12 protein-coding genes are annotated in these 11,857 nt (G+C 34.1%); 5 read left to right on the top strand and 7 right to left on the bottom strand.

The genetic code is table 11. The annotated features are described in order from the left end of the window. Positions 1 to 2: 2 nt before the first annotated feature. Positions 3 to 1,238: an efflux RND transporter periplasmic adaptor subunit gene (locus K350_RS0116840; protein WP_028980905.1), complete on the top strand. Its 1,236-nt coding sequence runs from the start codon at positions 3 to 5 to the stop codon at positions 1,236 to 1,238. A gap of 412 nt (positions 1,239 to 1,650) precedes the next feature. Next, positions 1,651 to 2,841: an enoyl-ACP reductase FabV gene (gene fabV, locus K350_RS0116835; RefSeq protein WP_028980904.1), complete on the top strand. Its 1,191-nt coding sequence runs from the start codon at positions 1,651 to 1,653 to the stop codon at positions 2,839 to 2,841. A 180-nt stretch (positions 2,842 to 3,021) separates the two neighbouring features. On the opposite strand, the gene K350_RS0116830 is transcribed toward fabV, so the two are convergent. Next, positions 3,022 to 3,315: a hypothetical protein gene (locus K350_RS0116830; protein ID WP_028980903.1), complete on the bottom strand. Its 294-nt coding sequence runs from the start codon at positions 3,313 to 3,315 to the stop codon at positions 3,022 to 3,024. A gap of 48 nt (positions 3,316 to 3,363) precedes the next feature. Next, a complete protein-coding gene (locus K350_RS29250) occupies positions 3,364 to 3,978 on the bottom strand; it encodes a macro domain-containing protein (RefSeq protein WP_081671045.1) in 615 nt (204 codons plus the stop codon). Positions 3,979 to 4,277: 299 nt separating this feature from the next. Here K350_RS29250 and K350_RS0116815 point away from each other — a divergent pair, with 299 nt between their 5' ends. Continuing rightward, complete coding sequence (locus K350_RS0116815; RefSeq protein ID WP_028980902.1) at positions 4,278 to 4,724, top strand: SLATT domain-containing protein; 447 nt, start codon at positions 4,278 to 4,280, stop codon at positions 4,722 to 4,724. A 447-nt stretch (positions 4,725 to 5,171) separates the two neighbouring features. Further along, the gene (locus tag K350_RS31420; RefSeq protein WP_028980901.1) at positions 5,172 to 5,792 is read left to right on the top strand and encodes a T9SS type A sorting domain-containing protein; all 621 of its coding nucleotides are present in this window, start codon (positions 5,172 to 5,174) and stop codon (positions 5,790 to 5,792) included. Between the two features lie 145 nt (positions 5,793 to 5,937). On the opposite strand, the gene K350_RS0116805 is transcribed toward K350_RS31420, so the two are convergent. The 3 genes from K350_RS0116805 to K350_RS0116795 all read right to left on the bottom strand — a co-directional run bounded on the left by K350_RS0116805 (position 5,938) and on the right by K350_RS0116795 (position 7,500). Then, positions 5,938 to 6,204: a YciI family protein gene (locus K350_RS0116805; RefSeq protein WP_051313231.1), complete on the bottom strand. Its 267-nt coding sequence runs from the start codon at positions 6,202 to 6,204 to the stop codon at positions 5,938 to 5,940. Between the two features lie 20 nt (positions 6,205 to 6,224). Next, on the bottom strand, positions 6,225 to 6,620 hold the full coding sequence (locus K350_RS0116800; protein ID WP_037576101.1) for a VOC family protein: 396 nt from the start codon (positions 6,618 to 6,620) through the stop codon (positions 6,225 to 6,227). 88 nt (positions 6,621 to 6,708) lie between these two features. Continuing rightward, complete coding sequence (locus K350_RS0116795) at positions 6,709 to 7,500, bottom strand: helix-turn-helix domain-containing protein (protein WP_028980898.1); 792 nt, start codon at positions 7,498 to 7,500, stop codon at positions 6,709 to 6,711. A 297-nt stretch (positions 7,501 to 7,797) separates the two neighbouring features. On the opposite strand from K350_RS0116795, the gene K350_RS31415 reads away from it, so the two are divergent. Next, positions 7,798 to 9,282: a PAS domain-containing sensor histidine kinase gene (locus tag K350_RS31415; RefSeq protein WP_051313229.1), complete on the top strand. Its 1,485-nt coding sequence runs from the start codon at positions 7,798 to 7,800 to the stop codon at positions 9,280 to 9,282. A gap of 28 nt (positions 9,283 to 9,310) precedes the next feature. Here K350_RS31415 and K350_RS29235 read toward each other — a convergent pair whose 3' ends face one another. Continuing rightward, positions 9,311 to 10,438 carry a PAS domain-containing sensor histidine kinase gene (locus K350_RS29235; RefSeq protein ID WP_051313228.1) on the bottom strand — a complete coding sequence of 376 codons (1,128 nt, stop codon included), beginning with the start codon at positions 10,436 to 10,438 and terminating at the stop codon, positions 9,311 to 9,313. Between the two features lie 73 nt (positions 10,439 to 10,511). Then, on the bottom strand, positions 10,512 to 11,843 hold the full coding sequence (nrfD, locus tag K350_RS0116780) for an NrfD/PsrC family molybdoenzyme membrane anchor subunit (protein ID WP_028980897.1): 1,332 nt from the start codon (positions 11,841 to 11,843) through the stop codon (positions 10,512 to 10,514). Positions 11,844 to 11,857 lie beyond the last annotated feature (14 nt).

The following is an 11,857-nucleotide window of genomic DNA, read 5'->3' as shown; positions in this document are numbered from 1 at the left end:
TCATGAACAAGTTTATATATATCATTGCATTTACATACATGTTTTTTATCTCTGGCTGTAACTTAGATACGGAGAATAAAAATGAAGAGCATCATGAGGAAGAAAACAATGTTGAACTAACTGCCAGTCAGTATAAGAATGCCGGTATTGTTTTTGGCAAAGTTGAAATGAAAAATATCAGTTCGACTTTGCCGGTAAATGGCTTATTGGATGTGCCTCCTCAGAACCTTGTTACAGTTGCAGCTATGATGGGTGGATTTGTAAAATCAACCAATCTGCTGCAAGGTATGAAGGTTAAGAAGGGAGAAGTTTTAGTGACTATACAAAATCCTGATTTTATACAGATTCAACAGGACTATCTTAATAATAAGAGTAAACTTGTCTTCGCCGAACAGGAATATAAGAGGCAGGAAGAATTGGCAAGGGACAATGTAGCTTCTCAAAAAACTTTACAGCAGGTAACCGCGGAATACCAAAGTCTTAAAGCCATGCATGAGGGGTTGCTGGAGAAGTTGTCTATTCTTGGTATCAATCCATCTACGGTTGAAAATGGAACAATCAAAAGCATTGTCTCAATTGTTTCACCTATTAGTGGTTATGTTACCGCTGTTAATATAAATATCGGAAAATATGTCAATCCGCAAGATCTGATCTGTGAGATTGTGGATACTGACCATTTGCATGCAGAGCTCACCGTTTTTGAAAAGGATATTTTTAAAGTGAAAGAAGGTCAGAAAATAAAATTTCAACTGGTAAATGAAGAGCACAAGGTGAGAACAGCTACTGTTTATCTTATAAATAGAAAGATTGGGGAAGACAGAACAGTAAGGGTACATGCGCACTTAGATAAAGAAGACAGGAATCTTTTACCCAACACTTATCTGAAAGCATTTATTGAGATTACAGATAATCTGACAACAGCATTACCAGATGAAGCTGTGATTTCTTCCGGAGGAAAATACTTTATATTCATTAAAGGTGATGGTCATGATAAGCATGAAGAAATCAGGCAGCATAAGGAAAATGATAAAGCGGAGGAAGACAAAGAGAAAAAAGGCGTTTCAGAAGAATATTCTTTCAAATCAGTAGAAGTTAAGAAAGGTGTATCTCAGAATGGATATACAGAAGTTCATTTACCGGAAGGTTTTGAGACTGGAGATACTAATGTTGTAATTAAAGGGGCGTATGCTTTACTTTCAATATTAAATAATTCGGAGGAGGAAGGGCACGGTCATTAGAATTCAGCAACAGTGTGGGTGAGAGCAAGATCTTTGTAGAAAAAAATTGTTGCTATTGCCCAAACTGTTGCTGCTTTCTTCTATTACTAATTCCGATTACCCAATCGACGAGCAAAACGGATTTCTTTACTAATCTTATCATTAAGTTGGACCGGGAAGGAAATTTGACTGGAAAATAAAATGCAAGAGACTCTGTTTGCTGTGATGTCTTATTTATTAGAACCTCATTAAATATAATTTTACACTGTATATTAAAGATTTACAAGTGGTTAAGGTTTTGTTGAAAGGTGCAGCTTAATTTCAAACTAACCTATTAGACACCCATACCTGCTAATTCTAAACCGAAGTTTGTCTTTATTTTAAGTATTTTCCTTATATTTCGGAGTTAGGACGTTTAACATTATAATCAGATATGATAATTGAACCGAGAATGAGAGGGTTTATATGTTTGACAGCTCATCCAAAAGGATGCGAGGCAAACGTATTAAATCAAATACAGTACACACAACCTAAAGGACAGATTAAGGGGCCTAAAAAAGTACTTGTAATAGGTGCTTCAACTGGCTTTGGCCTTGCATCAAGAATTGTAAGTGCTTTTGGAGCCGGAGCCTCCACAATTGGAGTTTTCTTTGAAAAGGCGCCAGCGGAAGGCAAAACAGCTTCACCAGGATGGTATAACAGTGCAGCCTTTCAGAAAGAAGCAAAAAAAGCAGGCCTTTATGCAAAAAGTATAAATGGTGATGCTTTTTCAGATGATATCAAAAATAAAACCATTGATCTTATAAAAAAGGATCTGGGTAAAGTCGACCTTGTAATATACAGCTTGGCCTCTCCGGTGAGAACCAACCCTAAAACCGGGATTACCCATCGCTCAGTACTAAAACCTATAGGACAAAATTATACCAATAAAACAGTAGACTTTCATACTGGCGTTGTTTCCAGCATTTCTATAAACCCTTCTACTGAAGAAGATATTGAAAATACTGTAGCTGTAATGGGTGGCGAGGACTGGCAAATGTGGATGGATGCCCTTTTAAATGCGGGAGCACTGTCTGACAATGCAACAACTGTAGCATACTCATACATAGGACCTGCACTTACCGAGCCGGTTTACCGCAAAGGAACAATTGGAAAAGCCAAAGATCATCTTGAGCAGACAGCTTTTAAAATAACCGATACGTTAAAAAAGATAAACGGAAAGGCATATGTTTCTGTGAACAAAGCATTGGTAACTCAGGCGAGTTCTGCTATTCCTGTAATTCCTCTATACATCTCGCTTCTGTACAAAACAATGAAGGAAAAAGGGATCCATGAAGGATGTATTGAGCAGATAGATCGTTTGTTCAGAGAACGTTTGTATACTGGACTGGAAATACCTACTGATGATAAAGGGAGAATCAGAATAGACGATTGGGAAATGAGAGCTGATGTTCAGGATAAAGTGGCTGAATTATGGGAGCAGGCTACTAGCGAAACTCTGCCATCAATTGGTGACTTACAAGGTTATAAATCAGACTTTTTAAATCTATTCGGATTTAATTTTTCCAACGTCAACTATCTTGAAGACGTGAATGAAAATGAACAGATAGAAGAATTGCAGTAATTCATTGGAGTTTGAATTGGATAATAAAGCCTTCAATTATTATAGTTGAAGGCTTTTTTTGAACAGTCAATAAAATAAAGAAGGAGAGAATGCAGGTTTTCATGGAGTAGACGTTAGTCTGTGAGGATTGGTTTTAGAGTCGTAAATGTCTAACGAAGATTTTTTCAAGGTACTCTAGATTCACGTCACGTCATTAAAATCACCAGCAGGTTCATAAGGTGAATCAGAATCATCCTCGGATCTTAAATTTTCAAGGGACACATAAAAGTCATTATCACCGAAAACTGAAACATAAATCAAATATTTTTCTTCATTGTCTGTCATTCCAATTGCGCACAGATCCCCGTCCCAATAGTCTTTGATCTTAAAATTTTGTCCTCCAAACTTGTCGGAAAGGTGTCGTACAATTGATTTTATTTTGTTGTCCTTACTTAATTCTTCGTAGTTCACCTTTTCAAAAATATGTTGGTACATTTTAGTTTTCGGTAGATTTCAAGTCCGATAGTTGAGCATATAGCACTTTCAATGTATCCATATCATTCCTTCAGGATTTAATCCGAAATGATATTTTTGCGCTTCTCCAAATTCTTTGAAATCCATTCTTTCTCCCGATACAATTTCCTTATAAGCCATAAACATTTGTTTGGCTGCTATCAATTTATTCATCCGTCCAGTTCCTGTGCAAAAGCCGGGAATGGCGATCCTATTCATCTTGTGATGTGATTTAACTTTTATTAAAGTTGCTTTTATAGCTAAATAGGCATTTATAGATGTCGCAATGTTAAAGTTTGTAGGTATCCTCATAGTTGGTGCTGATATTAAATAAGGAATGTCTTTGTCTTCAGTGTCCAATATCAATGCTTGCCCAACTAATAATTCTCCTTCCGGAAGGTCTTTAATTATTTGCTGTAGTTTGATTTGTAGTCCCCATCCCAGTCTGTCTGAAATAGCATAGTCTATGCCTCCATCCATAAATCCGAATGAATTTGCGGGACTCACAATAGTATCACATTTGATCGAATTAAAATCACCAAGGATAATTTCAACATCAGACTGTTCTCCGAAGAATCCTTTCCAGGCATTTACCATTTCCTGATTCTTATCAAAAAGAAAATACTTTATTTCCTTTTCTCTCATAACTCCTTTATCAACACCTTAAAAAGGTATGAATATAATCCAATTTTCTCTGATTTAAAATCTCCGTTTTTAGCGTTCGGGCTTATAGTTGGGTAAGTGGGGAAGTTTCTGGAGGGGACGGAAATGCTTCTCATTGAGACCAATTGAAATGAAGAATTTTTAATGTATAAAAAGTTCTAAGTCATAAGTTCTAAACATTCTTCTTTGTAGATAATTGAGTACTAATTAATTGAATTCGGCAAAAGTAAGTTTAACCAATCCGAAGCAATTTCAACGAAGGAAATTAACTACTCAAACAAATGAAAGCAAATGAGCTAAATAATGACCGGACCTATAAAAGTGTACAATTGTGGATTGATAAAACCAGAAACAAAAAAAGAAGATATGCAGCTTTCTATAAGTTTTCCAGAGTTTTGACATTTTTCGGAAGTGCTTCAATTACAATTATTGTAGGCTGGAAGAAGCCTGAGGAATTGGAAGTGGCTTCTTCGAATTTAATACTGTTTATAAGTGCATTCATAGCATTTACGGCATCTATAGAAGGATTATTTGATCTAAAGGATAAAGCTAAAAGCTATGACGTTTTCTTATTTGAATTGAGAAGACTGAGGGATCGAATGTCTTATGATTATAGCAAAGATCCCAAGTTTTATGAGCAAAATAAAGATGAATATTTTAGTAAATATGAGGGAATACTGAATGCTCAAAAAATGATTATTGAGAATTCATATGAGTCTGAGGAATAATTTACATATCTCAATAATTATTTTGGAATTGAACTGACTTAACCATCCACTTACACTAAACTTTGTGTATAAGATCCTAGCCCATATATTTTCTCTCTGATAAAATATTTATTTAAAATATATTATCAAAGACCTCAAAGTTCAAACCTCCACCATTTGCGCGATACATTATGAATTAGAAAGCTTTCATCCGGTGAGTCTGGCTGCTTAAGATGGAATAGATGTGTTTTATGTTTAAACATATTTTAATTTTGAGGGTTACTTTATCTTGATTTAAGTGTAGGTGACATGAATAAAGAAAATTTATCTTTTAATTGATGCTAACAGAAATGTATATAATTATATTGTCAATGATTCTGGGATCATTAGCATGGAAAATATTAATTTTAAAATATTTCTTTTACATAGGATGTATTTAATCTATAACCTTATAAACATTATTTTACCATGAAAAAAATATTTACAGCTCTCTTATTTTCATTAGTCATTTTTTCAAGTAATGCAGCGATTCATGTTGTACTAGTTGGACAAAGCGGCAATAAATTTGCACCAATTAATTTAAATGTAATTGTTGGAGATACAATTAGGTTTAAATGGGTAAGCGGATTTCATACAACTACATCAACAAGTATTCCAGCGGCAGCACAATCATGGGATGCTGTCATTGCAAAAAGCGGCGATGAGTTTGATTACATTGTTAAAACTGAAGGAGAATATTCTTATGAGTGCACCCCTCACGCAGCTATGGGAATGTTGGGTAGTTTCACTGCTACTCAAAGTGTAACAGGAATTGCAGATCAGCATACTTCGATTAAAGAATCTGCAAATATCAGCCCAAATCCTGCAACTGATCAAACCACACTTACCTTTAATGCTGATATTGCTTTTAATGGTTCTTTGAGGGTATATGATAACAATGGTATCATGATCTCTGAAGAGAAATTGAAAGTAGGGAAAGGCGAGAATTCTATAATGATTAACACCAGCTCATTGAAGCCTGGTTTATACTATGTCAACTTGCTTAACAAAGAAGATGCATTCCTTGTAAAGAAAATGATAAGACAATAGGAAAAAGTTTTAAGTATGAAGTTATAAGTTGTAAGACTTTTAAAAATTAAAATTGAATTTGTAGAGACGCCAGCATGGCGTCTCTCTTTATTTATAGAGTATAAATTCTAATAATGACATCAAGGATTAGATCAATGTTTACCCCTTAAGAAGGAAGCAAAGTGTCATCCCAATTTCGGATGACAAAAGATTTAACAAGTCCTTCAAGAATAAATGGGTCTTCTTTTACAAACTCTTCTGCTGCTGCCCGCGTTTTGAAAATGGCCATATTTCCCCTGTCACTAAAAGGTCCAATACCAATCACGTCGCCTCTATTGATGTATTTTTCAACAACTACTTTATGTCTTGGATAAACAGCCATGATCACGTCCATAGAAGCTCCTGATGATTCTCCGATAACTACTGCTTTCATTATATTCTAATTTGATTTTTTTAATTGTTTGAATGTAATCCGATATTGTTTCCTTCAGTATCTGTGAAGAATGCCATATATCCCGTTTGTTCGTCTATTAAGGTTTTAGGCATTGTAATTTTTCCTCCAGATTTTTCAATTCGGTTTAGTACCAATTGAATATCAGGATTTCCATTAAGATAAACTACTGAACCTGCAGCACTTGGTGTGTGCATCTCACTTTGAACTAATGCACCTCCAACTTTCCCATTACTACTATCAGATGGGAACATAGCCATCTTCATACCCATCATTTCCATTTCTGATAATTCTGTTTCTAATATTAATTCATAGAATTTTTTTGCTCTGGAAATATCTTTCACTGCAATTTCGAACCAATTGATAGCATTGGTTTCTGAACTGATTTTTTTGCTCATGGATTGTTATTCTGATTGTTTGACTAAATTTTTCGATGGTAAAATAAATCAAACGATATCCTGCAAAATTGTAAAAAAGGGAAATAGCCTAAAAATGCTTCCCAAAATCATTGTTGAATTTTGAAAATTGTTTTGGGGAATAGCCCGTATAGCGTCTGAACTCCTTTATAAGATGTGACTGATCGTAATATAAGTCATCGGAATTAATTTCATTCGTTGAAAAATGTTTGTAGAAATGTTGAAAACGATAGATTGTCGCTAGTGTTTTCGGCGAAATACCCAGGTAATTTTTAAAAAGTAAATCCAGATAGCGTTTTGAATAACCTGTCTTTTTCTCCAGCTCATTTATGGTTGTTAATCCATGCAGGGACGAAATTAAACCGACTGAGTAGTTTACTAACAGATTGTTTTTTGTGTCCTTAGAGAGTTGCTTAATAAGGAATTCCTGAATGATATTGACCTTTAATTTTGGGTCATCTTCGTCTGTGATTTTTGGGTACAACTCTTTTGAGTCTTTTCCATACAAATCTGAAAAGGAAAATAGATTGTTGGTAAGTTGATACATCGGGACATTTATAAATTTGTAGGCACCGTCCGTAGTCAATTCAATACCGATTGAACCAGTTGCTCCCTTTGGAGTTCCAAGTGTAACCGGCACATCTCTTATTCCGATAAAATAGATATCACCTTCATTGCAAATGCCTGTCTTTTTGTTGTCAGTTGTTGTTAGTTCACTTTTGTATGGGATAATAATTTTCGCTCTGGCATTTGGAGCAATCAATGTCCCGTGATTTATAAATCCGCTGTTGTTTTCAAACAACCAAATCTTTGTAATATAGGGCTTTAGCTCTTGTCTTGGTTGTATGAATTGTAATTTCATTTGGCAGGTTAGTTGTTTGTTTTACAGTTAGTTGCCTGTTGTTGCAGATTGTAGAAATTACGGGTTAGAGGTAGTTTGGAACATAAATTTGCATTTTTTATTTTTTTAATCAAAGAGGGCGGATAGGAGAAAATGTCTTTGTGAAGCATCAAGCCATAAGGTAGGAGGATTTATTTAGAAATTGTGCACTTCTGTTATAAAGATGCTGAGTTTCTTAACAGAATATCTTATCAGTAGTTATCAATAGGCATAATTTGTATAAAAAGTGTTGATTATAAGATATCTGATCGTTTAAATATGGCAAAAGCTCATAGCGCAAATAATATCCGCATAAACAAATCTACATTTCTGGATTCAATGCTTGAGAATTCAAGATTGGCTTGTATACTTCTTCTTGATAAAGATGGTATAGTTATGGAAATGAGCCATGGGATAGAGGAACAATTGGGATATAGTGCGGATGATCTTATTGGTAAAAATTTTTCTATTCTCTTTTCGGAAGAAGATCTGAAGGCAAATAAACCTTGGAAAGAACTGGAGGCAGCAAAAGAAAAAGGTTCTGGCTTAGATAATAATTATATTATTCATAAAGATGGAAGTCTTATATGGTGCCAGGGTGAAAGCATAATTGTCGATGATGGAGGTGAGATTTATTTTATAAAATATATTTATGACATCAATAAACAGAAACAGCTTGAAGATTCGCTTCAACATTCAAAAAAGTTTTCTGAAAGTGTCCTTGAAACCATCGATAACCCTTTAGTCGTTCTGGATAGTAATCTGGAGATTCTAATGGCAAATAATTCATTTCATAAGTTCTTCAATCCTAATCAAGAGGAGATCAATAAAAAGTCTTTTTTTGAAATTGAATATTTTACTTCAAATATTGATAAATTCAGGGATTTATTGGAAAAAATCCTTCCGGAAAGTTCCTTAATTAAAGGTTATGAAATAGAGTTTACTCTTCCTGATGGGCAAAAATTTTTTCAATTAAACGCCCAACAAATAATTGAGGAAGGGAAGAAAATGCAAAAGATCCTTATTGTTTTTCAGGATGTTACTGAGGAAAAGAAAATGAAAGAAAATCTCAGTGATAAAAATGAGCAGTTAAATAAAGTGAATAAGGATCTTGATACTTTTGTTTATACTGCTTCTCACGATTTGAAGGCACCTATAAATAATATTGAAGGCTTAATTTCGGTAATGGAGAATAACGCTGGATCCCCTCCGGAAACTTATGAAACAGTTCAAATGATGAGAGAATCCATCGATAAATTTAAGGGTACTATTAATGACCTTTCGACCATTGCTAAAATTGAAAAAGAGGGCGGAATACTTGTTCCTGTTGAATTTGAAGAATTATTTGAAGAGGTAAAGTTTAATTTAAAAGAAGAGATTAAAAAAACTGAAGCTTCTATTTCGTCAGACTTTTCAATGACTCCCACCATAAAATTTTCCAGAAAAAATCTAAGGAGCATCATGCATAACCTTTTATCTAATGCAATAAAATTTAAAGCTACAGACAGAGTGCCAGAAATATTTGTAAGTACGGAGAAAATAAATAACTATATTATATTAAAGGTAAAGGATAATGGTTTAGGTATAAAAGAAGAAGACAAGGAAAAAGTTGGAGCGTTATACCAAAGACTAAATCCAGAGATTGAGGGTTCCGGAGTGGGTATGAATATTGTAAAAAAGATTATTGATAATAATGGAGGTAAAATTGAAATTGATAGTGAAGTAGGAAAGGGAAGTATATTTAAAATTTACATCAAAGTATAAAGCATAAAGTATAAAAATTAAAGCTTTTTCAAATCGGAAAATACACTTTGACTGTTGTTCCTTCTCCAGGCGTGCTTTCCAGTTCTACTTTTCCTCCTTCATTTTCTACTATTCTTTTAATTATAGCCATTCCCATTCCTGATCCTTCCACATGATGATGACCTCGTTTGTACATTTGAAATATGTGCTCCTGGACTTCTTTAGGTATACCTATACCATTATCTCTTATCTTTAGTAAAATATATGCACCCTCCATTTTCTTTGTAGTAATATGAACAGCAGAATTTTTGTCAGGTGATCTATATTTTATGGCATTAGATAAAAGGTTGGTTAAAATGCTTCTTAAATTCTTTTTTGAAAATCTTATGATTGGGGCATCGTTAAAGTTTTTTATAAATTCAATTTTAATTTTTTCTATATCATCTTTAAAATCTGTTAATACCTCTTCATAAAGCTCATCTATATTAATATCATCAACTTGTATCTTTTCAGTCTCCTGTTCTCGGGCAATGGAAGACAGTTCCCGGATTTTATTCCGGAAGCTCGCAATTAAATGGTATATCTTTCCTATGAAAAACTTTGATTCAGATGAATCACTAATGACAGATTCAAGGTATTTGATTAATCCTTCTATACTGTTAATAGGTGTGATCAAATCATGTGAAACAGTATAAACAAAATTATTCCGATCATTTATTATCTTTTTTAAATCACTGTTTCTCTGTTGTAATTCATGTTCCAATACCTTTTGCTCAGTAATATCCTGTATAAGTTTTATAAGAAAAGTTCTGTTCTTATCATCCTTTGTATAGATGTTTTCTCCATGTACCCACAATTGAGAGCCATTCTTGTGCAAGATATAATTATTGTCAAGAGAAGAACCTGTTCTGATTGTTCTTGATAATTCTTTCTGAGGGACAGCATTATTTCTATCTTTTTCTATAAAGAGAATTGAAAAATTTTTATCAATTAAATCTTCTTTCGAATATCCAAAAGTTCTGATAAAAGCCTCATTAACATCTATAATAACACCTTCAGTGTCCATTATTACTATAGATGTAGCCTTTGCATTGTTAAACATTATCTTAAAGAACAAAGAGCTGTATAAGCTTAACTTATCATCGTTGCCCTTTAAGTCTTTGTCTTTATCACTCATAAACTAAATCAGTTTCAGGTTATCGGATATATGTTAAAGATTTTATTCTTTGATTATATTATGATTTTAAAAGTTAAACCATGGCCCTCACTTCCGAAATATTTATTACAGGGAGGTATCTGATAAATAAAAGGAACATAAAAAAGAATAGTCCGAGAGAGAAAATAAAGACGCCGATATCGTAAATTGTAGGTGTGAATACAGACCAGGAAGAAGGTAGAAAATCTCTTGATAGCGAGACCACGATTATCACATATCTTTCCATCCACATACCAACATTTACAATAATGGAAAGAATAAAACTAAATAAGATATTTCGTCTTAAACTTTTTTTCCATAATAATTGGGGGAGTATAAAATTAAACAAGTTGATCATAAAATAATACTTAGCATAATTACCCATTAACTTATATAGCATTTGATAGATCTCAAAGCCATTACCTGAATAAAAGGCAGTAAAAACTTCTGTCAAATAAGCAATCCCTACTAGCCCTGCCATAAAGAGGACTATTTTATTCATGTTCTCTATATGCAATATTGTAATGTAACTTTCCAGTTTCATTAATTTCCTGACTAGAATCATTAAAGTGAGTACCATTGCAAAACCTGAATGGATTGCTCCTGCAACAAAATAAGGTGGAAATATAGTTGAATGCCATCCTGGAACAATGCCTGTGGAGAAGTCCATTGAAACAACGGAATGTACTGAAACAACCAATGCCGTTGCCATTCCTGCCAATACAAGCATCATTGGCTCATAGCGTCTCCAAAGCTCTATATTGTTGTTCCAGCCAAAGCTCAGTAAATCATATACCTTTTTAACAATACCCTTGCTTCTGTTTGCAAGTAAGGCAAGATCAGGTATCAGTCCAAAATACCAATAAACAACAGAAACAGTTAGATACGTTGTTACTGCAAATGCATCCCAGACAAGTGGAGAATTAAAGTTTACCCAGATTTCCTGTCTGTTCGGATAAGGTATTATATAGTACAAAAGCCATGGTCTTCCGAGGTGAGCGGCAATAAATAGAGCTGAGCACAGTACAGCACAGATGGTCATTGCTTCAGCAGCTCTGTTGATGGAGTTTCTCCATTTAGCCCGAAACAATAGGAGTATGGCAGATATTAAAGTGCCGGCATGACCGATTCCTATCCACCAGACAAAATTTGTAATATCCCAGGCCCAATTAATGGTCTTGTCTTCTCCCCACATCCCCACGCCATCCCACCATGTCATAGCAAGACAATAACCTCCGGTCAGGATCATCAAAACAGATATTGCGAACGCTATCTGCCAGTTGATTAGAGCTTTATTAGTAAGTGGAGCTAAAATATCTTCTTTGACATCATTTTGTGTCCTGTTATTTAAGACAAGAGGTTCTGCCAGAATATGGTCGTTATTCATATAAAAAAATCTTG

Origin of the sequence: Sporocytophaga myxococcoides DSM 11118 (genome assembly GCF_000426725.1) — a bacterium.
Lineage (GTDB): Bacteria > Bacteroidota > Bacteroidia > Cytophagales > Cytophagaceae > Sporocytophaga > Sporocytophaga myxococcoides.
Note: the sequence above shows the minus strand (reverse complement) of the source record. Positions and strands in the feature narration are given on the sequence as shown.

What these genes read in the sequence shown, in the direction of transcription:
- K350_RS0116840 (WP_028980905.1), top strand. Translation starts at nt 3, where the DNA reads ATGAACAAGTTTATATATATCATTGCATTTACATACATGTTTTTTATC.
- fabV (WP_028980904.1), top strand. Translation starts at nt 1,651, where the DNA reads ATGATAATTGAACCGAGAATGAGAGGGTTTATATGTTTGACAGCTCAT.
- K350_RS0116830 (WP_028980903.1), bottom strand. Translation starts at nt 3,315, where the DNA reads ATGTACCAACATATTTTTGAAAAGGTGAACTACGAAGAATTAAGTAAG.
- K350_RS29250 (WP_081671045.1), bottom strand. Translation starts at nt 3,978, where the DNA reads ATGAGAGAAAAGGAAATAAAGTATTTTCTTTTTGATAAGAATCAGGAA.
- K350_RS0116815 (WP_028980902.1), top strand. Translation starts at nt 4,278, where the DNA reads ATGAAAGCAAATGAGCTAAATAATGACCGGACCTATAAAAGTGTACAA.
- K350_RS31420 (WP_028980901.1), top strand. Translation starts at nt 5,172, where the DNA reads ATGAAAAAAATATTTACAGCTCTCTTATTTTCATTAGTCATTTTTTCA.
- K350_RS0116805 (WP_051313231.1), bottom strand. Translation starts at nt 6,204, where the DNA reads ATGAAAGCAGTAGTTATCGGAGAATCATCAGGAGCTTCTATGGACGTG.
- K350_RS0116800 (WP_037576101.1), bottom strand. Translation starts at nt 6,620, where the DNA reads ATGAGCAAAAAAATCAGTTCAGAAACCAATGCTATCAATTGGTTCGAA.
- K350_RS0116795 (WP_028980898.1), bottom strand. Translation starts at nt 7,500, where the DNA reads ATGAAATTACAATTCATACAACCAAGACAAGAGCTAAAGCCCTATATT.
- K350_RS31415 (WP_051313229.1), top strand. Translation starts at nt 7,798, where the DNA reads ATGGCAAAAGCTCATAGCGCAAATAATATCCGCATAAACAAATCTACA.
- K350_RS29235 (WP_051313228.1), bottom strand. Translation starts at nt 10,438, where the DNA reads ATGAGTGATAAAGACAAAGACTTAAAGGGCAACGATGATAAGTTAAGC.
- nrfD (WP_028980897.1), bottom strand. Translation starts at nt 11,843, where the DNA reads ATGAATAACGACCATATTCTGGCAGAACCTCTTGTCTTAAATAACAGG.